The 23,546-nt window shown below is 65.7% G+C and carries 22 protein-coding genes; 12 read left to right on the plus strand and 10 right to left on the minus strand.

The genetic code is table 11. The features are described 5' to 3' along the window. Positions 1–72: 72 nt before the first annotated feature. A complete protein-coding gene (locus ACTJKQ_RS18985) occupies positions 73–1,026 on the minus strand; it encodes a helix-turn-helix transcriptional regulator (protein ID WP_440597730.1) in 954 nt (317 codons plus the stop codon). Between the two features lie 94 nt (positions 1,027–1,120). Between ACTJKQ_RS18985 and ACTJKQ_RS18990 the strand changes: the two genes are divergently transcribed. Next, positions 1,121–1,729 (plus strand): glutathione S-transferase family protein, encoded by a 609-nt coding sequence (locus ACTJKQ_RS18990; protein ID WP_440597731.1) that lies wholly within the window; start codon positions 1,121–1,123, stop codon positions 1,727–1,729. A 25-nt stretch (positions 1,730–1,754) separates the two neighbouring features. Here ACTJKQ_RS18990 and rng read toward each other — a convergent pair whose 3' ends face one another. The 7 genes from rng to ACTJKQ_RS19025 form a co-directional block, all read right to left on the minus strand. Beyond that, positions 1,755–3,245, minus strand: coding sequence for a ribonuclease G (gene rng / locus ACTJKQ_RS18995; RefSeq protein ID WP_056062322.1), 1,491 nt, complete (start codon positions 3,243–3,245; stop codon positions 1,755–1,757). Positions 3,246–3,275: 30 nt separating this feature from the next. Further along, positions 3,276–3,890, minus strand: coding sequence for a Maf family protein (locus ACTJKQ_RS19000; protein WP_440597732.1), 615 nt, complete (start codon positions 3,888–3,890; stop codon positions 3,276–3,278). A gap of 264 nt (positions 3,891–4,154) precedes the next feature. Then, positions 4,155–4,622 (minus strand): 23S rRNA (pseudouridine(1915)-N(3))-methyltransferase RlmH, encoded by a 468-nt coding sequence (gene rlmH / locus ACTJKQ_RS19005; RefSeq protein WP_010458753.1) that lies wholly within the window; start codon positions 4,620–4,622, stop codon positions 4,155–4,157. 73 nt (positions 4,623–4,695) lie between these two features. After that, positions 4,696–5,559, minus strand: a complete 864-nt coding sequence (gene rsfS / locus ACTJKQ_RS19010; RefSeq protein WP_440597733.1) for a ribosome silencing factor — start codon at positions 5,557–5,559, stop codon at positions 4,696–4,698. Between the two features lie 194 nt (positions 5,560–5,753). Next, entirely contained in the window at positions 5,754–6,734 is a 981-nt protein-coding gene (gene hemF, locus ACTJKQ_RS19015) for an oxygen-dependent coproporphyrinogen oxidase (protein ID WP_440597734.1), read from the minus strand. Then, positions 6,734–8,014, minus strand: coding sequence for a phosphoribosylamine--glycine ligase (gene purD / locus ACTJKQ_RS19020; RefSeq protein WP_056062310.1), 1,281 nt, complete (start codon positions 8,012–8,014; stop codon positions 6,734–6,736). The genes hemF and purD overlap by 1 nt, the downstream gene beginning before the upstream one ends. 115 nt (positions 8,015–8,129) lie before the next feature. Beyond that, complete coding sequence (locus ACTJKQ_RS19025) at positions 8,130–8,849, minus strand: YebC/PmpR family DNA-binding transcriptional regulator (protein ID WP_015014275.1); 720 nt, start codon at positions 8,847–8,849, stop codon at positions 8,130–8,132. A 79-nt stretch (positions 8,850–8,928) separates the two neighbouring features. On the opposite strand from ACTJKQ_RS19025, the gene ACTJKQ_RS19030 reads away from it, so the two are divergent. The 10 genes from ACTJKQ_RS19030 (at position 8,929) to ACTJKQ_RS19075 (ending at position 20,653) form a co-directional block, all read left to right on the plus strand. Continuing rightward, positions 8,929–10,467 (plus strand): helicase HerA-like domain-containing protein, encoded by a 1,539-nt coding sequence (locus tag ACTJKQ_RS19030; protein ID WP_440597735.1) that lies wholly within the window; start codon positions 8,929–8,931, stop codon positions 10,465–10,467. A 191-nt stretch (positions 10,468–10,658) separates the two neighbouring features. Continuing rightward, positions 10,659–11,471, plus strand: coding sequence for a glycine-rich domain-containing protein (locus tag ACTJKQ_RS19035; protein ID WP_440597736.1), 813 nt, complete (start codon positions 10,659–10,661; stop codon positions 11,469–11,471). Positions 11,472–11,641: 170 nt separating this feature from the next. Beyond that, on the plus strand, positions 11,642–12,484 hold the full coding sequence (locus ACTJKQ_RS19040; protein ID WP_440597737.1) for an enoyl-CoA hydratase-related protein: 843 nt from the start codon (positions 11,642–11,644) through the stop codon (positions 12,482–12,484). Between the two features lie 205 nt (positions 12,485–12,689). Further along, a complete protein-coding gene (locus tag ACTJKQ_RS19045) occupies positions 12,690–13,664 on the plus strand; it encodes a threo-3-hydroxy-L-aspartate ammonia-lyase (RefSeq protein ID WP_056062298.1) in 975 nt (324 codons plus the stop codon). A gap of 83 nt (positions 13,665–13,747) precedes the next feature. Further along, entirely contained in the window at positions 13,748–14,377 is a 630-nt protein-coding gene (upp, locus tag ACTJKQ_RS19050; RefSeq protein WP_056062295.1) for a uracil phosphoribosyltransferase, read from the plus strand. Positions 14,378–14,599: 222 nt separating this feature from the next. After that, on the plus strand, positions 14,600–15,610 hold the full coding sequence (locus ACTJKQ_RS19055; protein ID WP_440597738.1) for a BMP family protein: 1,011 nt from the start codon (positions 14,600–14,602) through the stop codon (positions 15,608–15,610). Positions 15,611–15,732: 122 nt separating this feature from the next. Beyond that, positions 15,733–16,698: a 5'-methylthioadenosine/S-adenosylhomocysteine nucleosidase gene (locus ACTJKQ_RS19060; RefSeq protein ID WP_440597739.1), complete on the plus strand. Its 966-nt coding sequence runs from the start codon at positions 15,733–15,735 to the stop codon at positions 16,696–16,698. A 201-nt stretch (positions 16,699–16,899) separates the two neighbouring features. Continuing rightward, positions 16,900–18,528 (plus strand): ABC transporter ATP-binding protein, encoded by a 1,629-nt coding sequence (locus tag ACTJKQ_RS19065; protein ID WP_440597740.1) that lies wholly within the window; start codon positions 16,900–16,902, stop codon positions 18,526–18,528. Between the two features lie 25 nt (positions 18,529–18,553). Continuing rightward, positions 18,554–19,615, plus strand: coding sequence for an ABC transporter permease (locus tag ACTJKQ_RS19070; RefSeq protein WP_440597741.1), 1,062 nt, complete (start codon positions 18,554–18,556; stop codon positions 19,613–19,615). 114 nt (positions 19,616–19,729) lie between these two features. Further along, a complete protein-coding gene (locus ACTJKQ_RS19075) occupies positions 19,730–20,653 on the plus strand; it encodes an ABC transporter permease (protein WP_440597742.1) in 924 nt (307 codons plus the stop codon). Here the strand turns inward: ACTJKQ_RS19075 and ACTJKQ_RS19080 are convergent. Beyond that, positions 20,632–21,000 carry a VOC family protein gene (locus tag ACTJKQ_RS19080; protein ID WP_440597743.1) on the minus strand — a complete coding sequence of 123 codons (369 nt, stop codon included), beginning with the start codon at positions 20,998–21,000 and terminating at the stop codon, positions 20,632–20,634. The two genes, ACTJKQ_RS19075 and ACTJKQ_RS19080, sit on opposite strands and share 22 nt — an antisense overlap. 70 nt (positions 21,001–21,070) lie before the next feature. Here ACTJKQ_RS19080 and ACTJKQ_RS19085 point away from each other — a divergent pair, with 70 nt between their 5' ends. Beyond that, on the plus strand, positions 21,071–22,345 hold the full coding sequence (locus ACTJKQ_RS19085) for an amidohydrolase family protein (protein ID WP_440597744.1): 1,275 nt from the start codon (positions 21,071–21,073) through the stop codon (positions 22,343–22,345). 67 nt (positions 22,346–22,412) lie between these two features. On the opposite strand, the gene ACTJKQ_RS19090 is transcribed toward ACTJKQ_RS19085, so the two are convergent. Further along, positions 22,413–23,546 (minus strand): ABC transporter permease, encoded by a 1,134-nt coding sequence (locus ACTJKQ_RS19090; RefSeq protein WP_440597745.1) that lies wholly within the window; start codon positions 23,544–23,546, stop codon positions 22,413–22,415.

The raw sequence follows: 23,546 nt of genomic DNA on the forward strand, positions 1-23,546 counted from the left end.
CAACGCACACCCGCCAGACTCGAGGCGCTGCCGCGGTGGATGGTAAGTCAAATGCACCACACCGGCGCAGGCCTAACCAGTGCAACGCAACGCCCGCTCTCCCGCCACGCGCAGCCGCTCCTGCAGCGACGCGGGCGCCAGCACCTCAAACTCCACATCCAGCGCCATGAGCCAGAACACCAGGGCATCGCTGGCCGCGCATTCCAGCTGGCACTGCTGCCCGTTGGCCAGCGTCGTCACTACACCGGCCGACTGCGGAATGCGTCGCGCCATTTCTGTATAAGGTGCATGCAGCACCACCCGCGCCTGGTCGGGGTGCGGCGCTGCGGTGATGGAGCGGGACACATACGCCTTGAGGTCGCCGCCGTCCGGCCCGGGGCGCGGTGAAAAATGCGCGCCGACTTCGGGCTTTGCCACCATGCGGTCGATGCGAAAGGTGCGCCAGTCGCCACGGTCGCAGTCCCAGGCCACCAGGTACCAGCGCATGCCGGTGTGCACCACGCCCTGTGGCTCCACCGAGCGCTGGGTAGCGCGCCCCTTGCCGTCTTCGTACGAGAAGCCAAGCCGCAACTGGTCGCGGCAGGCAGATGCCAGCGTGGCCAACAGCGAGGCCTCCACCACCGGCCCGGTGCGGTCCAGCGGCAGGATGGTGGAGCGCAACGCGTCCACCTGCTCACGCAGCCGCAGAGGCATGGCCTGCTCCAGTTTCACCAAGGCGCGCAAGGCGGGCTCTTCAATGCCGCCCACGGCACCCGCAGTGGCGGTGCGCAGCGCAATCGATACGGCCAGGGCTTCTTCATCGTCGAGCAGCAACGGGGGCAACGCCTGCCCCGCGCGAAAGGCGTAGCCGCCCGCCACGCCACTGCTGGCCTGCACCGGGTAGCCCAGCTGGCGCAGGCGATCGATGTCGCGCCGCAGCGTGCGCGGATGCACTTCCAGCCGCTCGGCCAGCTCGGGGCCCATCCAGTGGCTGCGGGTTTGCAGCAGGGACAGCAGGCGCAACAGGCGTGTGGAAGAACTGAGCATGCCGCCACTGTACGTTGAATCGAGGACTGAAATTGTCCGCAATGGTTCTTACAGTGACTCCACCTTTTCTTCCACCACGACCAAGGAGTTTTCCATGTCCATCGTCCTTTACTGGCACCCCATGTCCAGCGCCACCCCGATTGCCTGCGCACTCACCGAGCTGGGCGTGCCCCACGAGCGCGTGAAGATCGACATCCGCACCGGCGAGCAGCGCCGCCCCGAATATCTCGCCTTGAACCCCAACGGCAAGGTCCCCACGCTGACGGTGGACGGTGCGCCCATGTTCGAGGCCCTGGCCATCCACCTGTGGCTGGGCCACAGCTACGGCATCGAGCGTGGCCTGTGGCCTGCCGCCGGCACGCCCGAGGCGCTGCAGGCGCTGTCGTGGTGCACCTGGGCGTACGTGACCTATGGCACGGTGCTGGTGCGCCTGCAGTTGGCCACGCAGGGCGAAGAGGCGCTGCGCAGCCCTGCCCATGCACAGGCAGCCACAGCGGGGCTGAACGACCTGCTCACCCTGCTGGATGCCCGCCTGGCCGCCCAGCCCTGGATGCTGGGCGCGGACTATTCGCTGGTGGATCTGGTGGTGGGGTCGGTGCTGGGCTACAGCGTGTACCTGGGTGCACCCGTCAATGCACACCCGCATGTGCAGGCCTGGCTGGCGCGGGTGCAGGCGCGCCCAGCGATGCAAATAGAGGCCTGACGCCCTCAGTCGATCAGGAGTGCTGCTACAGCAGCACGATGTCGTACTGCTCCTGCCCCATTGCGCTTTCGGCCTGCAGCGAGATGGGTTTTTTGATGAAGTCCGAGAGGCCGGCCAGGTGCTGGCTTTCTTCGTCCAGGAACAGCTCCACCACCCGCGCGGACGCCACGACGCGGAACTCACGCGGGTTGAACTGGCGAGCTTCGCGCAGGATCTCGCGCAGTATGTCGTAGCACACGCTGCGCGCGGTTTTGACGCTGCCCTTGCCCTGGCACACCTCGCAGGGCTCGCACAGCATGTGTGCCAGTGATTCGCGGGTGCGCTTGCGCGTCATCTCCACCAGACCCAGTTGCGAGAAGGTGCCAGATGACATGGTCTTGACCCTGTCGCGGGCCAGCTGCTTTTTGAACTCCGACAGCACGGCCTGCTGGTGGTCGTCCCGCACCATGTCGATGAAGTCCACGATGATGATGCCGCCCAGGTTGCGCAGACGCAGCTGGCGCGCAATGGCCTGTGCAGCCTCCAGGTTGGTCTTGAAGATGGTGTCGTCAAAATTGCGAGCACCCACGTAGCCGCCGGTGTTCACGTCGATGGTGGTCAGCGCCTCGGTCTGGTCCACGATGAGGTAGCCGCCCGATTTCAAATCGACCCGGCGGCCCAGGGCCTTGGCCACCTCTTCGTCAATGGAGTACAGGTCAAAAATCGGCCGCTCGCCCTTGTAGTGCTGCAGCTTGCCCGCGGCTGCGGGCATGAACTCCTGCCCGAACGCGCGCAGGCGCTGGAACTGCTCCATCGAATCCAGGCGGATGGTCTGCGTGTGGTCGCCCACCAGATCGCGCAGCACGCGCTGCAGCAGGTCCAGGTCCTGGTGCAACAGCGACATGGCGGGCAGCTTGAGCGATGCCTCCTTGATGCGCGCCCAGGTCTTGCGCAGGTAGGCGATGTCTTCGGCCAGCTCGGCATCGGTGGAATCTTCGCCGTTGGTGCGCAGGATGAAGCCGCCGCCACCGCCCGTGGACTTGTCGCCCACCAGCGCCTGCAGTCGCGCGCGCAGCGCATCGCGCTCGGCGGGAGGGATCTTCTGCGACACGCCCACATGGTCGTCCTGCGGCAAAAACACCAGCAGGCGACCGGCAATGCTGATCTGCGTGGACAACCGCGCGCCCTTGGTGCCAATCGGGTCCTTGATGACCTGCACCATCAGCGCCTGCCCCTCGAACACCTGCTTTTCGATCGGTACCTGCGGCTCGTTCTTGCGGGCAAATGCGGGCGGCTCGCCATCGGGCTGGCGCTGCCACACATCGGCCACGTGCAAGAAGGCGGCACGCTCCAGCCCGATGTCGATAAAGGCCGACTGCATGCCTGGCAGCACGCGCGAGACCTTGCCCAGATAGACATTGCCGACCAGACCGCGCTCCAGCGTGCGCTCGATGTGCAGCTCCTGCACGGCGCCGTGCTCCACCACGGCCACCCGGGTTTCCTGGGGGGACCAATTGATCAGGATGTCTTGTTGCATGGCGTTGTTGTTGTCTTTGGTTGGCGTCGCTCAGATCGCAAAGCCCGCTGCGCGCAGCAGCTGCGCGGTCTCGTACATCGGCAGCCCCATGATGCCCGAATAGCTGCCCGCCAGGTGCTCCACATACGCCGCCGCCCGGCCCTGGATGCCGTAGGCGCCTGCCTTGCCCAGCGGCTCGCCCGTAGCCACATACGCCTCGATTTGCACAGGTGCCATGGGCGCGAAAGTGACGCGCGATACCGACAGGGCCGTCAGCCGTTTGGTGCCTACCTGCAGAGCCACGGCGGTGAGCACGCGGTGCTCGTGCCCTGCCAGTTCAGCCAGCATGCGTGCCGCATGCGCGGCATCGTCGGGCTTGCCATAGATGGTACGGCCCAGGGCCACGGTGGTGTCGGAACACAGGATGGGCGCATCCGGTAACTGGCGCCGTGCACGCCGGGCCACGGCCGCGTCGAGCTTGAGGGCCGTCACGCGCTCCACGTACGCTGTGGGCGCTTCGCCGGGCAGCACCACCTCGATGGCTTCAGCGTCTTCGGGCTCGTCGCCATCCACGTTGGGCAGCAGCAGTTCGTGGCGCACGCCCAACTGTTCAAGCAACTGGCGGCGGCGCGGGCTCTGGGAGGCGAGGTAGATGAAGTCGGGCATGAACGGATTTTGAATAAAAATCGGCTAGGGATGTCCTGCATCACCCTCGCAAGTCGGTGGTAGTGCGGATCGGGATAGGCCGCAAGGCGTCTTTTTGCAGCCAATAGCCGGGCTATTGGCAAGAAAAGCAACGCAGCGGACTGCCCGAGGCCGCGCTATCACAGACCGCGGGGAGTGATGCAGGACATCCCATACGCTTATTCATCACGCGCCAGCAGCTATGAAAACAGGAGTAGCACAGACCATCATCACAAAGGGTCTGCTTCATTCACGATGGTAAGGATGCCCGGCGTTCACCGACCAGGCGCGGTACAGCTGCTCGATGAGCAGCACCCGCACCATGGCGTGCGGCAAAGTCAGGTCCGAGAGGCGGATACGCTCGTGCGCACCCTGGCGAAAGGCCGGGTCCAGCCCGTCGGGGCCACCGATGACCAATGCCACGTCGTCACCGCCCAGTTGCCAGCCCTTGAGCCGTTCGGCCAGGGCCTTGGTGGTGAGGTTGGTGCCACGCTCGTCCAGTGCCACCACGCGCGTGCCGCGCGGGATGGCCGCCTCGATGCGCTCGCGCTCGGCGGCATAGAGCGTCTCCAGCGTCTTGGAGCCGCGCGGCTCGGTCTTGACGGCCTTGAGCTCGACCTTGAGTTCAGGTGGAAAACGTTTGGCGTAATCGTCGTACGCGGTCTGCGCCCAGTCGGGCACCCGCTGACCGACCGCCACTATCAGCAGCTTCATGGATCAACCTGGATGCGTGAGGGAGTCACCGCTGCCGCGCGCAAGCGATGGAGCGCGCGGCAGCTGAAACGGATCAGCCCTTGCTGCGAGCAGGTGCCTTCTTGGCCGCGGGCTTGGAGCCCGATACGGAGGCTGGCTTGGCAGCTGCGCGCGCAGGGGACTTGGCAGTTGGCGACTTCTTGGCCGCTGGCTTCTTGGCGCCACCGGGCTTGACCACCACCGTCTTGACAGGGGTCTTGGTGGCTGCGGGCTTCTTGGTGGCAACTGCGCCAGTGGTCTTGCTGGCTGGCTTGGCGGTGCTTGTCTTGGCAGCCGATTTGGCAGGTGCGGCCTTGGCCGCAGTTTTTGCAGCGGGCTTGGGGGCTGTTTTGGCAGCAGTCTTCGCAGCGGTCTTGGCGACCGCCTTGACGGTGGCCTTGCCCGAACGGGCGGCTACGGTGGGGGCCGCCGCCTTCTTGGCGGGCGCCTTGCCTGCCGCCTTGGCGTCAGACTTGGCCGCCTTCTGGGCCGACTTCTTCTCGGCCAACTCTGTTGCCGCGCTGGACACCGGCTTGGCTGCGCCGAGCTTCAGGCGCACGGGGGTGTCGCCCCACAGCTCTTCCAGGCGGTAGTACTGGCGGATGGCTGGTTGCATGATGTGCGCCACAGCCGCGCCACAGTCCACAATGATCCATTCGCCGTTGTCTTCGCCTTCGATGCGGGGCTTGGAGAACCCAGCCTCCTTGACCGCGTCGCGTACGCTGGCGGCCAGGGCCTTGGTCTGGCGGTTGGAGGTACCCGATGCCACGATCACCCGTTCAAACAGCGGCGAGAGATGCTCGGTGTTGAAGACCTGGATGTCTTGCGCCTTGACGTCTTCCAGGCCATCAACGATGGCGCGCTGGAGTTTGGTGACGTCTTTTTTGGCAGCGGTTTCCGATTTGGTGGAGGTGGTCATCAGGCGGTGATTAGAGAGGAAATGGAATCAATATAGCGTGCAACGCAGCGCGCAACCAGTAGGGCTGCGCCTTGGGTGTTGCGCAGCTGTTGCGCGGTGGCGCTGCGTGAGTTTGAGGTGCTTTTGGCCTCTTGCGCTGGTGTGAAAAGCGCGGGCAGCTATTGAAATTATAGCTTTTGCGCTTTTCAAGGCTTTTACACCGCTGCAGCGGACTCGCCAGCCAGCCAGTCGCGCCGCACCAGAAAACGCTGCGTGAGGTCGGCTTCGGCCGAATCGGCTGGGTCAGAGCGCTGGTAAGACCAAGACACGAGCGGCGGCATGGACAGCAAAATGGACTCGGTTCGCCCGCCCGACTGCAGGCCAAAGTGCGTGCCCCGATCCCACACCAGGTTGAACTCGACATAGCGGCCCCGGCGATACAGCTGGAAGTCGCGTTCGCGCTCGCCGTGAGGCATGCCCCGACGTTTCTCGACGATGGGCAGGTAGGCGCCCAGAAAGGCATCGCCCACCGACTGCGTCATCGCCAGGCTTTGTTCAAAGCCCAGCTCCGAGAAATCGTCATAGAACACGCCGCCCACGCCGCGCTGCTCGCTGCGATGCTTGAGATAAAAGTACTCGTCGCACCATTGCTTGAAGCGGGGGTACTTGTCGTCGCCAAAGGCGCTGAGCGCATCGCGGCAGGTGCGGTGAAAGTGCACCGCATCCTCTTCAAACCCGTAGTAAGGCGTGAGGTCCATGCCGCCGCCAAACCAGCAGGTGGGCGCCTGACCGGGGTGGCCGGCGGCGATCATGCGCACGTTCATGTGCACCGTGGGCACATACGGGTTGCGCGGGTGGAACACCAGCGACACGCCCATGGCCTCGAACGGCGCACCCGCCAGCTCGGGCCGGTGCTGCGTGGCCGAAGGCGGCAGCTGCGGGCCGCGTACGTGGCTGAAGCCGCAACCCGCGCGCTCGAACACGCGGCCGCCTTCCATGATCTTGGTGATGCCGTCACCCTGCAGCGGCTCGCCGGGCGGCTTGCTCCAGGCATCGGCCAGAAAGCGTGCGCCGCCCTCGCCTTCAGCGGCTTCCACGGCTTCCAGCGCATCGGTGATGCGGGCCTGAAGGCCCACCAGGTAGCCGCGCACGCGGGTCACCGTATCGGAGGAGTTCAAGGTCTGAGCGTCTGCCATCAGCTCTTCAGGGCACGGAAGCCAATGTCGCGGCGGTACTGCGCGCCATCAAACTGGATGCCGCGTGCCACGTCATACGCACGCTGCTGCGCCTGCTTGACGCTGTCGGCCAGCACCGTCACGCACAACACCCGGCCACCGGTCACGCTGACCACACCATCCTTCAGCTGCGTGCCCGCATGGAATACCACGGCATCGTCCGCTTCAGCAGGCAGGCCAGTGATGGGGTCACCCTTGCGCGGGTTCTCCGGGTAGCCATGGGCGGCCATGACCACGCCCAGCGCGGTGCGGCGGTCCCATTGCAGTTCCATCTGGTCGAGCTTGCCGTCAGCAGCAGCGGCCATCACGTCGCTGAAGTCACTCTTCAGGCGCATCAAGATGGGCTGCGTCTCGGGGTCGCCCATGCGGCAATTGAATTCGAGCGTCTTGGGCTGGCCCTTGGCGTCGATCATCAGGCCGGCATACAGGAAGCCGGTGTAGGGAATGCCGTCCTTTTCCATGCCCCGGATGGTGGGCAGGATGATTTCACGCATCGCGCGGGCGTGCACATCGGCCGTGACCACGGGCGCGGGCGAATACGCACCCATGCCGCCGGTGTTGGGGCCTTCGTCGCCGTCCTTCAAGCGCTTGTGGTCTTGGCTAGTGGCCAGGGCCAGCACGTTCTTGCCGTCGCACAGCACGATGAAACTGGCTTCTTCGCCTTCGAGGAACTCCTCGATCACCACGCGCGCGCCGCCTTCGTTGTGCGTCACACCGTATTTGTTGTCCACCAGCATGAAGTCCACCGCGTCGTGGGCCTCCTGCAGCGTCATGGCCACGACCACGCCCTTGCCCGCTGCCAGGCCGTCGGCCTTGATGACGATGGGTGCGCCCAGCCGGTCCACAAACGCGTGGGCGGCGACCGGGTCGGTAAAGGTGTCGTAGTCGGCCGTGGGGATGCCATGGCGGCGCATGAAGGCCTTAGAGAAGGCCTTGGAGCTTTCGAGCTGGGCTGCCGCCTTGGTGGGGCCGAAGATGCGCAGGCCGTTGGCACGGAACTCGTCGACCACACCTGCCGCCAGTGGGGCCTCGGGGCCCACCACCGTCAGCGCGATCTTTTCGGCCTGGGCCCACGCGCGCAGTTCGCGCACATCGGAGATCGCCACGTTTTCGAGCTTGGGGTTCAGGGCCGTGCCACCGTTGCCGGGTGCCACAAACACCTTGGTCACCTTGGGGGACTGGCTCAGTTTCCACGCCATCGCGTGTTCACGGCCGCCGCCACCAATCACAAGTACTTTCATAGGAACCTTTTGTGAATCCGGCTCACAGCAGCTGCGCTGCTGGGCGGGATTCGGGGGAATATCAGTCGGAAAACAGGTCAGGGCAAGAAAAAAGCGGTGATCAACGGATGCAAAGTCACAGCGCCGCGTTGTGGTAGACCTCTTGCGTGTCGTCCAGGTCTTCCAGCACATCCAGCAGCTTCTGCATCTTGGCGGCATCTTCGCCGGTCAGCTCGATCGTGTTCTCGGGCCGCATAGTCACGCCCGCCACCTCGGCCGTCAGGCCTGCGGCCTCCAGCGCGTTCTTTACCGCTTCAAAGTCGGCTGGGGCGGTCAGCACCTCCACCGCGCCGTCTTCGTCGGTCACCACGTCTTCAGCGCCCGCCTCCAGCGCCACTTCCATCACCTTGTCTTCGCTGGTACCGGGGGCAAAAATCAGCTGGCCACAGTGCTTGAACTGGAACACCACCGAGCCTTCGGTGCCCATGTTGCCACCGTGTTTGCTGAACGCATGGCGCACTTCGGCCACGGTGCGCACGCGGTTGTCGGTCATGGTGTCGATCATGATGGCTGCGCCGCCAATGCCATAGCCTTCGTAGCGGATTTCTTCGTAGGTCAGGCCTTCGGCGTTGCCCGTGGCCTTATCGATGTTGTATTTGATGCGGTCGGCGGGCATGTTGGCCGCCTTGGCCTTGTCCACCGCCAGGCGCAGGCGGGGGTTGGCTGACAGGTCGCCGCCACCGGCGCGGGCGGCCACAGTGATTTCACGAATGATGCGGGTCCAGATCTTGCCGCGTTTTTCATCCTGGCGCCCTTTGCGGTGCTGGATATTCGCCCATTTACTGTGTCCTGCCACGAGAAGTCCTTTTGTATTGATTTAATCTAGTCGATGGATTTTACTTTTTGCCGAACCCGTACCCCCGAGGAAACCCGAAATGGCCGAACCCCTGCTGATTGCCAAGCACGACACGATTGAATGCCACCTGCTTCCCGGCCTGGCCAACCGCCACGGGCTCATCACCGGAGCCACCGGCACGGGCAAGACCGTCACCCTGCAGACCCTGGCGGAAAACTTCTCCCGCATCGGCGTGCCAGTATTCATGGCCGATGTGAAGGGCGACCTCACGGGCGCCAGCCAGCCCGGCAAGATTGGCGACAAGCTGGCCGGCGTGCTCAAGGAGCGGGGCCTTGACCTGCCCACGCCGCTGGCCTGCCCCACCACGCTGTGGGATGTGTTTGGCGAACAGGGCCACCCGGTGCGCGCCACGGCGTCGGACATGGGCCCGCTGCTGCTGGGCCGCATGCTCAACCTGAACGAAACACAGCTGGGCGTACTCAACCTGGTCTTCAAGATCGCCGACGACAACGGCATGCTGCTGCTGGACCTGAAGGACCTGCGCGCCATGCTGCAATATGTGGGCGACAACGCCAAGGACTTCACCACCGAGTACGGCAACGTGAGCGCCGCCAGCGTGGGCGCCATCCAGCGCGGACTGCTGCAGATCGAGCAGCAGGGCGGTACGCAGTTCTTTGGCGAGCCCATGCTTAACATCCAGGACTTCATGCAGACCGTGGACGGCCACGGCGTGGTAAATATCCTGGCGGCCGACAAGCTCATGAATTCGCCGCGCCTGTATGCCACCTTCCTCTTGTGGATGCTGTCCGAGCTGTTCGAGCAGCTGCCTGAGATCGGCGACCCCGAGCAGCCCAAACTGGTGTTCTTCTTCGACGAGGCCCACCTGCTGTTCAACGAGGCGCCCAAGGTGCTCATCGAGCGCATCGAACTCGTGGTGCGACTGGTGCGCTCCAAGGGCGTGGGCGTGTATTTCGTCACCCAGAATCCGCTCGACATCCCCGACAGCGTGCTGGCCCAGCTGGGCAACCGCGTGCAGCACGCGCTGCGCGCCTTCACCCCGCGCGACCAAAAGGCCGTGAAGGCCACGGCCACCACCATGCGGCAAAAGCCGGGCCTGGACATTGAAACCGCCATCACCGAGCTGGCCGTGGGCGAGGCGCTGGTGAGCTTTCTGGACGCCAAGGGCCGCCCCAGCGTGACCGAGCGCGTGTTTGTATTGCCTCCCGGCAGCCAGTTGGGCCCCATCACCCCGCAGCAGCGCCAGGCCCTGATGGCCAGTTCTCTGGTCGCGGGTGTGTATGAAAAGGTGGTGGACCGCGAGTCGGCCTACGAAAAACTCAAGGGCCGCGCCGCCGAAGCCGGCGGGCAGGCGGGTAACGCAGCGGGCGGAGGCAACGGCAAGGAGGCCACCGGTGCGCCCGCCGAAGAAGGCGGCGGCCTGCTGGGCGGGCTGAACGATGTGCTGTTTGGCAGCACCGGGCCGCGCGGCGGCAAACGTGACGGCCTGGCGCAGACCATGGCCAAGTCCGCCGTGCGCACCATGGGCACCACGATCGGCAAGGAGATTTTGCGGGGCGTGCTCGGCGGCATCTTTGGCGGCGGCAGCAAGCGCCGCTGACCTCGGTGATACGGCGCCAGGTGTCCCAGACCGGCGCCACAATACGCCTGCGCCCCTGGCGGCTTGCCTCCCCTGCCAAAGCGCATCACCAGGCGCCTGTGACTGTTTGGCGACACTGCGCAATTCGTCACAAATCAGTCACATGACCGCCGTGAAATCGCCATACACAACAACAAAAAGAAGGAGGGACGATGACACGCATTGAAAACGTTCTGCTGCGCTGGGGCGGCAAGGTCATGCTGCTGGCCATTGGGGTGTGGGTGGCAGCCATCCTCGGGATCTTTGCAGGCGCCTGGCGCCTGCGCTGGCCCTGGGTCCTGTACTTCATTGCCACCGTGATATTCACGGCGCTGGTGATCCAGTGGACCAACGCAGTGCGCCAGCGCTACATCCGCGAGGCTCCCCTGCCCCGCTTTCTGCAGCGCAAGCTGCGCGAAACCTACCCCCACCTGAGCACCCGCGACTGTGAGCTGGTGGAACGCGGCCTTCGCCAGTTCTTCATGGCCTGCCTGCGCAGCAACCAGCAGTTTGTGGCCATGCCCTCCAAGGCGGTCGATGCGCTGTGGCACGAATTCATCCTGCACACGCAGGCGTACAAACTGTGGTGCCAGAACGCACTGGGTTTCTTTTTGCACCACACACCCGCCGAGGCGCTGGGCCACAAGGCGCGCCACAACGACGGCCTGCGCCGCTGCTGGTACTGGGTGTGCAAGGAAGAATCCATCGACCCCAAGGCGCCCAGCCGCCTGCCCCTGCTGTTTGCACTGGACGCCAAGTTCGCCATTGCCGGGGGCTTCACCTACGTGCCCGACTGCTCCGACATTGCCCGCAAGAGCGACGCGGGCGGCAGCGGCGGCGACAGCTACTGCGGCACCAGTTTTTCGGACGGCAGCTACAGCGGCAGCTCGGGCGACTTTGGCGGCGCCGAGAGTTCGGATGCCGGCAGTGACGGCGGCGGGGATGGCGGGGGCGACGGCGGCGGTTGTGGTGGCGGCGGGGACTGAGCGCCTGGTCCACCGGCCCCACGGGCGGCACAACGCCAACCCCAATCACTCTCTTTTTGATAGCTACCCAGGCATGATGCACTAGCGCATGCAGCCAAAATGGCCTGAAATCACGCCCAGTCACCCAGGCGACGACCGGGCCTGCACCCACCGGTCTACAGTGGCACCCCATGAACACCCTCACCTGCTTTTCCCTCAGCATCACTGACCACGTGGCCCATCTGGTTCTGAACAAACCCGAGGCCATGAACACCATGCATCCCACCTTCTGGCGCGAGCTGGACGCGGTGCTGGCCCAGCTGCACCAGGCGGGCGAGGCGCGGGCGCTGGTCATCAGCAGCACCGGCAAACATTTCAGCGCCGGGATGGCGCTGGAGACCTTTGGCGGCGCCATCACGATGGACGACCAGAGCCCCGAAGGCCGGGCCGCCATCTTCGACCTGCTGACCGACATGCAGGCCACCTTCACCCGCATCGACAACCTGCGCATCCCCGTGATCATGGCCATCCACGGCGGCTGCATCGGCGGCGCGGTGGACATGGTCACCGCAGGCTGCATCCGCTATGCCACGCAGGATGCGTTCTTCTGCATCCAGGAGATCAACATCGGCATGGTGGCCGACGTGGGCACGCTGCAGCGCCTGCCCAAGCTCATTCCGCTGGGTGTGGTCAAAGAACTGGCCTACACCGGCCGCCGCCTGAGCGCCGCCAACGCCCTGGACTATGGCCTCGTCAACGAGGTGTTCGACACGCAAGAGGCCATGCTGGCTGCCGCGCTGCAGTGCGCCAAAGAGATCGCGTCCAAACCCCCGGTGGCCATCTGGGGCACCAAGCAGGCCGTGAACTACGCGCGCGACCACAGCGTGGAAGACAGCCTGCGCCAGATGGGCTGGCTGCAAGGCGCCATCTGGAGCAACCAGCATGTGCGCGAATCGGTCACGGCCATGAAGCAAAAACGAGCGGGCGAGTTCCCGGCGCTCACACCCTTGCAGCGGTTCAGCGAGCTGGGCTGAGCGCCGCCGGGCCGCGCCATGCGGCCCGGGTTGTGGTGCGCGCACGGGCATGTGCCACATCAAAATGTATAGCTGCCCAGGCATGCAGCACTAGCGCTTGCAAGCCCTTTTGCTTGAAATGGCGAGGCAAAGGGCTATCATCAGGCTTCAAGGGCTGCGCCAGGTATGGCCGTCTTCCAGCCCTGTCCACAAGGATGCCGCCACCATGACGCTGCCCAGCCTGACCCCACCCACCTACGACGATGTGGCCGCTGCCGCGCACCGGCTCAAGGGCATGGCGCACCGCACGCCCGTGCTGCGCTCCAGCACCGCCGACGAGCGGCTGGGCGCGCAGCTGTTCTTCAAGTGCGAGAACCTGCAGCGCACCGGCGCGTTCAAGTTCCGGGGCGCGTTCAATACCCTGGCCCAGTTCACCGACGAGCAGCGCGAACGCGGTGTGCTCGCCTTCTCGGCGGGCAACCACGCCCAGGCCATTGCACTGTCGGCCCGGCTGCTGGACATGCCTGCTGCCATTGTCATGCCCGAGGACGCCCCCGCCTCCAAGATGGCCGCCACGCGCGACTATGGCGCCCAGGTCGTCACCTACAACCGCTACACCGAAGACCGCGAAGCCATCAGCCGCCGCCTGGCGCTGGAGCGCGGCATGACGCTGGTCCCACCGTTCGACCACCCCCATGTGATCGCGGGCCAGGGCACGGCGGCCAAGGAGCTTTTTGAAGAAGTGCCCGACCTGGACTACCTCTTCGTCTGCGTCGGTGGCGGCGGCCTGCTGGCGGGCAGCCTGCTGGCCGCCGAGGCCCTGGCGCCGCAATGCCGGGTGGTTGGGGTGGAGCCCGCAGCGGGCAACGACGGCCAGCAGTCGGTCAAGGCCGGGCATGTCGTGCAGATCCCCACGCCCCACACCATTGCCGACGGCGCACAAACCCAGGCGCTGGGCCAGCTCACCTTCCCCATCATCCAGCGCCTGGCCGACGACATGGTCACCGCTACCGACGAGCAGCTGGTCGAATCCCTGCGCTTTTTTGCCGAGCGCATGAAGATCGTGGTCGAGCCCACGGGCGCCCTGGCATTCGCCGGGGCCCAGCATGGCAACGTGGACATCCACGGCGCGCGCGTCGGCATTCTCATCAGCGGTGGCAACGTCGATTTGTCGCGCCTGGCACGGTTTCTGGCAGACTAGCCCCCACTTTTTCACTCACCGCGCGGCAGAGCGCGCCTGTTCGTCAGCGCAAAGGCCTCTGCCCTTCTCCTTTCAGGTTCCCCATGAGCAACGTCACCGTCATCACCCACCCCCTCGTCCAGCACAAGCTCACGCTGATGCGCAAGAAAGACGCCAGCACCAACAGCTTTCGCCGCCTGCTGGGCGAGCTGTCCACGCTGATGGCGTACGAAGTGACCCGCGACATGCCGCTGCAGGATGTGCAGATCGAAACCCCGCTGGAGACCATGACCGGCAAGATGATCGATGGCAAGAAGCTGGTGCTGGTCTCCATCCTGCGCGCGGGCAACGGCTTTCTGGACGGCATGCTCAACGTGGTGCCCGGCGCCCGCGTGGGCCACATCGGCCTGTACCGCGACCCGGCCACGCTGCAGCCCGTGGAGTACTACTTCAAGATGCCGTCCGAGATGGACGAGCGCGACATCATCGTGGTGGACCCGATGCTGGCCACTGGCAACTCGGCCGCCGCCTGCGTGGACCGCCTCAAGAAGCTCAACCCCCGCTCCATCAAGTTCGTCTGCCTGCTGGCCGCCCCTGAAGGCGTGGCCACGCTGCAGAAGGCCCACCCCGACGTGCCCATCTTCACCGCCGCCATCGACCGCGAGCTGAACGACCACGGCTACATCCTGCCGGGCCTGGGCGATGCGGGTGACCGGATCTTCGGCACCAAATAAGCGCATAGCCGCCGGGGCATGCACCAGCCACCGCAGGGCCGTTGTGCCCGGCGGTGGCTTTTTTCATGGTGGTTCGTTCGCGTCCGCAAATTTTTACCACTTGGTGGCTTTCCTCTGGCAGACTTGCCAGCGGTTTGCCGCCTGGAGGGAGCCACTTGGCGCGCTCCTTGCTTCACCAAGACATCTTCAACCCCTTGTTCGCTTGTCTGAAGGAACCCCACCATGACCACTCGCCGCATCTTCACCGGACGCCTGCTCTGCACCTCCATGGCCCTCTCGGCCGCCATGGCGATGGCGCCCTCTCTGGCCTTCGCGCAGTCCAAGCTCAAGGTCGCGGCGATCTACACGGTGCCTTTTGAACAGCAATGGGTCAGCCGCATCCACAAGGCACTCAAGGCCGCCGAAGCACGCGGCGAGATCGAATACAAGGCCAGCGAAAACGTGAGCAACGCCGACTACGAGCGCGTGATGCGCGAGTACGCCACCGGCGGCAACCAGCTCATCGTGGGCGAGGCCTTTGCGGTAGAAGCCGCCGCCCGCAAGGTGGCCAAGGACTTCCCCAAGACGTCCTTCCTGCTTGGCTCGTCGGGCAAGCCGCAGGCGCCCAACTTCAGCGTGTTCGACAACTACATCCAGGAGCCTGCCTACCTCAGCGGCATGGTGGCTGGCGGCATGACCAAGACCAACAAGATCGGCATGGTGGGCGGCTTCCCCATCCCCGAGGTCAACCGCCTGATGCACGCCTTCATGGCGGGCGCCAAAGAGACCAACCCCAAGGTCGAGTTCACCATTACCTTCATCAACAGCTGGTTCGACCCGCCCAAGGCCAAGGAAGCCACCTTCGCCATGATCGACAAGGGCGCCGACGTGCTCTACGCCGAGCGCTTTGGCGTGAGCGACGCCGCCAAGGAAAAAGGCAAGCTCGCCATTGGCAACGTGATCAACACGCAAGAGCAGTACCCCGACACCGTGGTCGCATCGGCCCTGTGGCATATGGAGCCCAGCATCGAGCGCGCACTCAAGCTGGTCAAGGACGGCAAGTTCGCCGCCGAGGACTACGGCCCCTATTCGATGATGAAGCACAAGGGCTCTGAACTCGCGCCCCTGGGCACATTCGAGAAGAAGGTGCCGGCCGACATCGTCGCCAAGGTCAAGGCCAAGGAGGCCGACATCCTGGCCGGCAAGTTCACCGTGAAGGTGGACGACAGCCAGCCCAAGTCCACGGCCAAGTAAGCACCGGTGCAGCGGGCGCCTTGCCCGCGTCCTCAACTTCTGTGCACAGGCCACCCCAGCAAAGCGGTGGCCTGTTTGTTTTGATGCTCACCGCTATTGCACACCGACAAGGCTCACCCACCATGTTTTCACACCACACCACAAAGCCGACTCTGACAACCCGGTGCACCCGCCTGCTGGGCGCCCTGGCCCTGGCCGCCGTGGTCGCGGGCTGTGCCGCCACCTCGCCTGGCAAAACAGCCGTGCGGCTGGACGACACACCCCGCATCGCCGTCATCTCCGCCTTTGCGCCCGAGCTGACCATGCTGCTGCCCCAGGTGCAACAGCCCGCCAAACACAGCATCAACGGCGTCGAATTCACCACTGGCACGCTCGAAGGCAAGCCGGTGGTGGTGTTCCTCTCCGGCATCAGCATGACCAACGCGGCCATGAACACGCAGCTGGTGCTGGACCGCTTCAATGTGAGCCACGTGGTGTTCAGCGGCATTGCCGGTGGCGTGAACCCGAGCCTGCACATTGGCGACGTGACGGTGCCTGCACAGTGGGGCCAGTACATGGAATGGCTCATGGCGCGCGAAGACCAACCCGGCCAGTACAGTGCCCCCGCCTGGATGAAAAGCGAGCTGACGATGCCCGCCTTCGGCATGATGCACCCACGCCCGGTAGAGGTTCGGACGGCCGCCAACCCCCAGATCATCAAGAAGTTCTGGTTTGAGGCCGACCCGAAGATGCTGGCCACTGCCCGCAGCCTGCAGAACGTGGGCCTGGAGCATTGCCTGGCCGCCACCTGCCTCAAGCAGCACCCGCAGCTGGTGGTGGGCGGCAACGGCGTGTCGGGCCAGGCCTTTGTGGACAACAAGGCCTTCCGCGAATACGCCTTCAAGACCTTCGAGGCCAACGTGCTCGACATGGAAACCGCCGCCACCGCCATGGTGGCGCACAGCAACGGCGTGCCCTACATCGCCTTCCGGTCGCTGAGCGATCTCGCCGGTGGTGGTGATGGCGAGAACGAAATGGATACCTTCATGGGCCTGGCGGCCGCCAATTCGGCCAAGGTGCTGCGGGCGTTTCTGGCGGCCTGGAAATGAGCGCAATGAACCCACAACGGCCATCGCGATGCGCCGGTAGCCCCTCCCCCCTCGCGGGGGAGGGGTTGGGGAGAGGGGGCGCGTGGAAGCACGCGCTCTGCCTGGCTTTAGCGCGGAGCCCCCTCTCCCCAGCCCTCTCCCGCGAAGGGAGAGGGAGTGAGAGCCCACCGCAGCCAGCGCGCAGCACTGCGGAGGCCTGACATGGAACCCGTCCTGCGCCTGTCGGGCATCACCAAACGCTTCGGCAAGCTCGTCGCCAACGACAGCATCAACCTTACCCTGGCACGCGGCGAGGTGCTGGCCCTGCTGGGCGAAAACGGCGCAGGCAAGTCCACGCTGATGTCCATCCTGTTCGGGCACTACGTGGCCGACGAAGGCAGCATCGAAGTCTTTGGCCAGCCCCTGCCGTCCGGCCAGCCGCGTGCAGCGCTGGCGGCGGGCATTGGCATGGTGCACCAGCACTTCACGCTGGCCGACAACCTCACGGTGCTGGACAACGTGCTGCTGGGCAGCGAGCCGCTGTGGCAGCCCTTCTCGCGCCGCAGCGAGGCGCGCACAAAGCTGCTGGCCGTGTCGCAGCAGTTTGGCCTACCCGTGAGCCCCGATGCGAAGGTGGGCAGCCTCTCGGTGGGCGAGCGCCAGCGCGTCGAAATCCTGAAGGCGCTCTACCGAGGTGCCCGGATCCTGATCCTGGACGAACCCACCGCCGTGCTCACCCCGCAGGAGAGCGAGGCGCTGTTCGACACCCTGGCGCAGATGGTGGCGCAGGGCCTGTCCATCATCTTCATCAGCCACAAGCTGGGCGAGGTGCTGCGTGTATCGCACCGCGTGGCCGTGCTGCGCCAGGGCAAGCTGGTGGCAGAGGCGCCTGCGCAGGGCACCACCCAGGGGCAACTGGCGCAATGGATGGTGGGCCATGCGATCGAGGCGGCCGGGCGCCGCCCCGCCAAGAAGGTGGGCGAGCCCATCTGCACCCTGACCAACGTCAGCACCGGCCCCACGGGGCGCGACCGGCTGAACGATGTGTCCCTCAGCTTGCGCGCAGGCGAGATCGTGGCGATTGCGGGCGTGAGCGGCAACGGCCAGGTGGCACTGGCCGACCTGCTGTGCGGCGTACGCAGCGCCTCCACGGGCCAGGTCACGCTGCGTGGCGCACCGTTGCAAGCCCGCCCCGCATGGCTGGTCAGCCAGGGCGTGGCCCGCATCCCCGAAGACCGCCACGCCGTGGGCGTGGTGGGCGACCTGCCCGTGTGGGAGAACGCTGTGGCCGAACGCCTGCGCGGCCCCTGGTTTGCGCACACGTGGTTCCGTGCCTTCTGGGTCAAACGCCGCGCTGCGCGCCAGCATGCACGGCGCGTGGCCGAGACCTTTGACGTGCGCGGCGGCGGGCCGGACACCCCCGCCCGGTCGCTGTCGGGCGGCAACATGCAAAAGCTCATCCTGGGCCGGGCGCTGATGCCGCCACAGGACGCAGCGGGTAACTCGGCACAAGCCCCACGCATCGCCGCCGGGCCGCCCCAAGGCGATGCAGCCCCCTTGGGGGGCAGCGAACCACGCGCAGCGGGGAGCGTGGGGGCACCCATGCTGATCGTGGCCCACCAGCCCACCTGGGGGCTGGACATTGGCGCAGTGATGTTTGTGCAGCAGCAGCTCATCAACGCACGCGATGCGGGAGCGGCCGTGCTGCTGATCTCGGACGATCTGGACGAAGTGCTGGCGCTGGGTGACCGTGTGGCCGTCATGCACGACGGACAACTGAGCGAGGCGCGACGCGCCGAAGACTGGACACGCGAAGCCATCGGCCTGGCCATGGCGGGCGCTGCCCATTGAGCGACAACAACAAGAACAACCCAGCATGAGACTTGAAAAACGCAACCACACCTCCCCCGCCGCCTACCTGCTGGCGCCGGTGGGCGCCGTGGTGTTCACACTGATCGTCAGCGCCCTGCTGGTGCTGTGGGCCGGGGCGCCCGTGGGCCAGACCTATGCGCTGCTGCTGCAGGGCGCGTTCGGCTCGGTGTTTGCACTGACCGAAACCCTCACCCGCGCCACGCCACTGATCCTGACTGGACTGGCAGCGGCCGTGGCCTTCCGGGCGCGGCTGTTCAACATTGGGGCCGAGGGGCAGCTTTACGCCGGGGCGCTGGCCGCCGTGGCCGTGGGCGGCATGCACGGGGGCACGGGGCTGGAGTGGTCGCCCTACGTGCTCTTTCCGCTGATGATGCTGGCGGCCGCGCTGGCAGGCGCAGCGCTGCTGCTGGGCCCGGCGCTGATGAAGGCGCGGCTGGGCGTGGACGAGGTGGTCACCACACTGCTGCTCAACTTCATCATGCTGCTGCTGGTGTCGGCCCTGTTGGATGGGCCTATGAAAGACCCGCTCTCCATGGGCTGGCCGCAGAGTGTGGCATTACAGGGCGACCTGGAACTCTCCAAGCTGGTGCCTCAGACGCGGCTGCACACGGGGCTGCTGTGGGCCGTGTCGCTGGCCGTGATGCTGTGGGCGCTGCTGGCACGCACGGTGCCGGGGTTTGACATTCGTGCTGCGGGAGCCAATGCACGCGCTGCTGCCTTTGCGGGCGTGCCCATCACCCGCACGGTGGTGCTGGTCGCCTTGCTCTCCGGCGGGCTCGCAGGCTTGGCTGGCGCCATCGAAGTGGCCGGTCGCACTGGCTATGTAACGCTCGACATGTCGCCCGGCTACGGCTACAGCGGCATTGTGATCGCCATGCTGGCCGGACTGCACCCGCTGGGCGTGATTGCAGCGGGCACCTTCGTGGCGGGCGTGCTGGTGGGGGCTGACAGCATGAGCCGCGCGGTGGGCGTGCCTACCTACATTGCGGATGTGATCGTGGCGACTTCGCTGATTGCGGTGCTGGTGGCCGGGCTGCTGACGCAGTACCGCGTGCGGTGGAAGTGAAGCAGCCATGACAACCCATACACATCAAAATTTCAAGCCCAATAGGCCTCTAGCGCTAGTGAATCATGCGCCAGATGCTATCGAAATGAAAGCAAATTTCCACGGAGCAGCCGCATGACCGAGCTGCTCGATATCCTCGCCAACCCCGCGTTCTGGATTGCCACCCTGAGGGTCGCCACACCGCTCATCCTGGGCACGCTGGGGGTTTTGCTGTGCGAACGCGCCGGGGTGCTCAACCTGGGCATTGAAGGGATCATGGTGGCAGGTGCCTTCACCGGCTGGCTCACGGTGTATGCGGGCCATGGGCTGTGGACTGGGGTGCTGGTGGCGGCGCTCACCGGTGCGGTGTTTGGCCTGCTGCACGCCTGGCTCACCGTGGGGCTGGCACTGTCGCAGCATGTGTCCGGCCTGGGCATCACGCTGCTTGCCACAGCGCTCAGCTACTACGGGTACCGGGTGAGCTTCCCCAAGGTGAACACGCCTCCCACCATCGAGCCCTTTGCGCCCATGGAGTGGCTGGGCGCGCCCATCCTGTCGGCACAGACGCCGCTCACGCTGCTGGCGCTGCTGCTGGTCCCGTTGCTGGCCTGGGTGCTGATGCGCACCCCGCTGGGCCTGGCGGTGCGCATGGTGGGCGAGAACCCGCAGGCGGCCGAGGGCCAGGGCATCTCGGTGGCGGCCATGCGCACCGGCGCCATCGTGGCCGGGTCGGCGCTGATGGGCGTGGCGGGCAGCTTCCTCACCCTGTCGGCGTTCAACGCCTTCTTCTTCAACATGATCAATGGTCGGGGCTGGATCTGCGTGGCGCTGGTGGTGTTTGCGTCGTGGCGGCCCGGCAAGGCGCTGCTGGGTGCGCTGCTGTTTGCCTTTTTTGACGCGCTGCAGTTGCGCCTCCAGCAGGCGGGCGATGCGTGGCTCCCGTACCAGGTGTATCTGATGCTGCCGTACCTGCTGTCCATCCTGGCGCTGGTGCTGGTGGCACGCAAGGCGGCGTATCCGCAGGCGCTGATGAAGCCCTACCGCAAGGGGGAGCGGTGATCGGACCACACCGCAAACTCGTTGCCGCTGGGCTCTGTGAAATGAAAGCGCCGTCCTCCCGGAAAGTCGAACACCGGCTTGACCACATGGCCACCCGCCGCCTCCACCTTGGCCAAGGTAGCTTCGAGGTCTGCGCTGTAGAACACCAGCAAGGCGCCGCCAGTGGCCGGGGTGGAGCACAGACTGGCCTGAAAGAAGCCGCCGTCCAGCCCCTGGCCCGAGAAGGCCGTGTATTCGGGGCCATAGTCCACAAAGGTCCATGCAAAGGCCTTTTCAAAGAACGACTTCGTGGCGGGCACATCGCGCGCGGCAAATTCGACGTAGTTCAGCTTTTCATGTGCGTTCATCGGATGACCCTTTCTTCTTGAGACCCCGCAGTGTGCCAGCGCGTCCCGACGAATATCTACACTCCCCACCATGCTCGACCTGCTCATCACCCACGCCACCCTGGCCGACGGCCGCCAGAACATGTCCATCGCCGTGCAGGGCGGCCGCATCACCGAAGTGACCGAAGGTCTGCAAGCCCCCGCGCATGAAACGGTGGATGCAGGCGGCCTGCTGGTCAGCCCACCGTTTGTGGACGCGCATTTCCACATGGATTCGACCCTGAGCTACGGCCAGCCGCGCGTGAACGAGAGCGGCACGCTGCTCGAAGGCATTGCGCTGTGGGGCGAACTCAAGCCCACGCTGACCCACGACGCCATCGTGCAGCGCGCGCTGCAGTACTGCGACATGGCCGTGGCGCGCGGGCTGCTGGCCATCCGCAGCCATGTTGACACCAGCCACCCCAGCCTGCTGCCGGTGCAGGCGCTGCTGGATGTAAAGCAGCGCGTGGCGCCGTACCTGGATTTGCAACTGGTGGCCTTCCCGCAAGACGGCGTGCTGCGCGCGCCCGGAGGGCTGGCCAACCTGAAGCGCGCGCTGGACATGGGTGTGGACGTGGTGGGCGGCATTCCGCACTTCGAGCGCACCATGGCCCAAGGGGCCGAGAGCGTGAAGATCCTCTGCGAACTGGCGGCCGAACGCGGCAAACGCGTGGACATGCACTGCGACGAATCCGACGACCCGCACTCGCGCCACGTGGAAACCTTGGCGTACGAAACCCAGCGCCTGGGCCTGCAGGGCCGCGTGACGGGCTCGCACCTCACCTCCATGCACAGCATGGACAACTACTACGTGAGCAAGCTGATGGCGCTGATGGCCGAGGCCGACCTGGGCGTGGTGGCCAACCCGCTCATCAACATCACGCTGCAAGGCCGCCACGACACCTACCCCAAGCGCCGGGGCATGACCCGTGTGCCCGAGCTGATGGCTGCAGGCCTGACGGTGGCGTTTGGCCACGACTGCGTGCTGGACCCCTGGTACAGCGGCGGCAGCGCCGACATGCTGGAGGCCGCGCACATGGGCCTGCATGTGGGCCAGATGACCAGCCAGGCCGCCATGCGGCAGTGTTTTGATGCGGTGACGGTGAATCCCGCCAAGCTGCTGGGGCTGGAGGGCTACGGTATCGCCCCCGGCTGCCATGCCGACCTGGTGCTACTGCATGCGCGCAACCCGGTGGACGCCATCCGCCTGCGGGCCACGCGCCTGGGTGTGTGGCGGCGTGGCCAGCGGGTGGCCAGCAGCCCGGCGCCCGTGGCGCAGCTGCACCTGCTGGGGCGGCCCGGCAGCGTGGATTTTGCGTCCAACTAGCCTCAAGCGCTAGTGGATCATGCGTTGGCAGCTATATATTCGATAGCAAACACAGTCATCCTGACATTCAGGCCATGCGCGCAATCGTCTTGCGAAACCGCGCCAGCGCCAGGCTGAACAGCACCGCCCCAATCCCCAGCAGCCACACCAGCGACGGCCACACCACCGCCCAGCCTGCGCCCCGGTAGAGGATGGCCTGGGCCAGCTCGGTGAAGTGCGTGGTGGGCGCCAGGGCCATGCCGTACTGCACCCACAGCGGCATGCTCTCGCGCGGGGTGACGCCGCCCGACAGCATCTGCAGCGGCATCATCACCAGCACCATCAGCAAGCCAAACTGCGGCATGCTGCGCGCCACCGTGGCCATGAAGATGCCCATGGACGTGGTGGCAAACAGATGCAGCGTGGCCCCCAGCAGAAACAGCGGTACCGAGCCCTCGATGGGCACACCAATCGCCCAGCGGATCACCGCCGTGAGCGACACCCAGGTAGCCACCAGCACCACCAGCGCCATGGCCCAGACCTTGGCCAGCATGATCTCGCCGGGGGTGACGGGCATCACCAGCAAATGCTCCACCGTGCCGTGCTCGCGCTCGCGGATCAGCGCGGCGCCGGTGAGGATGATGGAGAGCATGGTCACGATGTTGATCAACTCCATCAGCGACCCAAACCACGCAGGGTTGAGCGCCGGGTTGAAGCGTGCGCGCACCGTCAGCTCGATGGGCTGCTCGGCCACGGTGCGGTCGCGCTGCACGAACTCGGCCACCTCCAGCTGCACGATCTGCTGCACCGCCCCATTGGCCGCAAACGCCTGCCCCATGCGCGTGGCGTCGATGTTGAGCTGCACCTGCGGCACCCGGCCCGCCAGCACGTCGCGCTGGAAATGGGCGGGGATGTGCAGCACCAGCGTGAAGCGGCCAGCGTCCAGGCCCGGGTCCACCTCGCGCATGCTGATCATGGCGGGGCGTGTGAACTGGGGCGCGTAGAACGCGGTGGCGATGCGCTGGGACAAGGCCGAGTCGTCCTCGTCCACGATGGCGATCGGCACGTGGTACAGCGTCTCGGGCTGCGCCATGCCCGCCGAATACACCGCCAGCGTGGTGGTGTAGACGATGAGGAACAACATGGCCGGGTCGCGCCACAGGCTCCACAGCTCCTTGATGCCTAACCGAAAGATGTTCGACCACCGTCCACGCAGCGCCAT

Source organism: Acidovorax sp. 22279 (assembly GCF_052045435.1).
Classification (GTDB): Bacteria; Pseudomonadota; Gammaproteobacteria; order Burkholderiales; family Burkholderiaceae_C; genus Acidovorax; species Acidovorax delafieldii.

Coding starts and splice junctions, on each gene's coding strand:
- ACTJKQ_RS18985 (WP_440597730.1), bottom strand. CDS start 1,026: ATGCTCAGTTCTTCCACACGCCTGTTGCGCCTGCTGTCCCTGCTGCAA.
- ACTJKQ_RS18990 (WP_440597731.1), top strand. CDS start 1,121: ATGTCCATCGTCCTTTACTGGCACCCCATGTCCAGCGCCACCCCGATT.
- rng (WP_056062322.1), bottom strand. CDS start 3,245: ATGCAACAAGACATCCTGATCAATTGGTCCCCCCAGGAAACCCGGGTG.
- ACTJKQ_RS19000 (WP_440597732.1), bottom strand. CDS start 3,890: ATGCCCGACTTCATCTACCTCGCCTCCCAGAGCCCGCGCCGCCGCCAG.
- rlmH (WP_010458753.1), bottom strand. CDS start 4,622: ATGAAGCTGCTGATAGTGGCGGTCGGTCAGCGGGTGCCCGACTGGGCG.
- rsfS (WP_440597733.1), bottom strand. CDS start 5,559: ATGACCACCTCCACCAAATCGGAAACCGCTGCCAAAAAAGACGTCACC.
- hemF (WP_440597734.1), bottom strand. CDS start 6,734: ATGGCAGACGCTCAGACCTTGAACTCCTCCGATACGGTGACCCGCGTG.
- purD (WP_056062310.1), bottom strand. CDS start 8,014: ATGAAAGTACTTGTGATTGGTGGCGGCGGCCGTGAACACGCGATGGCG.
- ACTJKQ_RS19030 (WP_440597735.1), top strand. CDS start 8,929: ATGGCCGAACCCCTGCTGATTGCCAAGCACGACACGATTGAATGCCAC.
- ACTJKQ_RS19035 (WP_440597736.1), top strand. CDS start 10,659: ATGACACGCATTGAAAACGTTCTGCTGCGCTGGGGCGGCAAGGTCATG.
- ACTJKQ_RS19040 (WP_440597737.1), top strand. CDS start 11,642: ATGAACACCCTCACCTGCTTTTCCCTCAGCATCACTGACCACGTGGCC.
- ACTJKQ_RS19045 (WP_056062298.1), top strand. CDS start 12,690: ATGACGCTGCCCAGCCTGACCCCACCCACCTACGACGATGTGGCCGCT.
- upp (WP_056062295.1), top strand. CDS start 13,748: ATGAGCAACGTCACCGTCATCACCCACCCCCTCGTCCAGCACAAGCTC.
- ACTJKQ_RS19055 (WP_440597738.1), top strand. CDS start 14,600: ATGACCACTCGCCGCATCTTCACCGGACGCCTGCTCTGCACCTCCATG.
- ACTJKQ_RS19060 (WP_440597739.1), top strand. CDS start 15,733: ATGTTTTCACACCACACCACAAAGCCGACTCTGACAACCCGGTGCACC.
- ACTJKQ_RS19065 (WP_440597740.1), top strand. CDS start 16,900: ATGGAACCCGTCCTGCGCCTGTCGGGCATCACCAAACGCTTCGGCAAG.
- ACTJKQ_RS19070 (WP_440597741.1), top strand. CDS start 18,554: ATGAGACTTGAAAAACGCAACCACACCTCCCCCGCCGCCTACCTGCTG.
- ACTJKQ_RS19075 (WP_440597742.1), top strand. CDS start 19,730: ATGACCGAGCTGCTCGATATCCTCGCCAACCCCGCGTTCTGGATTGCC.
- ACTJKQ_RS19080 (WP_440597743.1), bottom strand. CDS start 21,000: ATGAACGCACATGAAAAGCTGAACTACGTCGAATTTGCCGCGCGCGAT.
- ACTJKQ_RS19085 (WP_440597744.1), top strand. CDS start 21,071: ATGCTCGACCTGCTCATCACCCACGCCACCCTGGCCGACGGCCGCCAG.
- ACTJKQ_RS19090 (WP_440597745.1), bottom strand. CDS start 23,546: ATGGCGCTGCGTGGACGGTGGTCGAACATCTTTCGGTTAGGCATCAAG.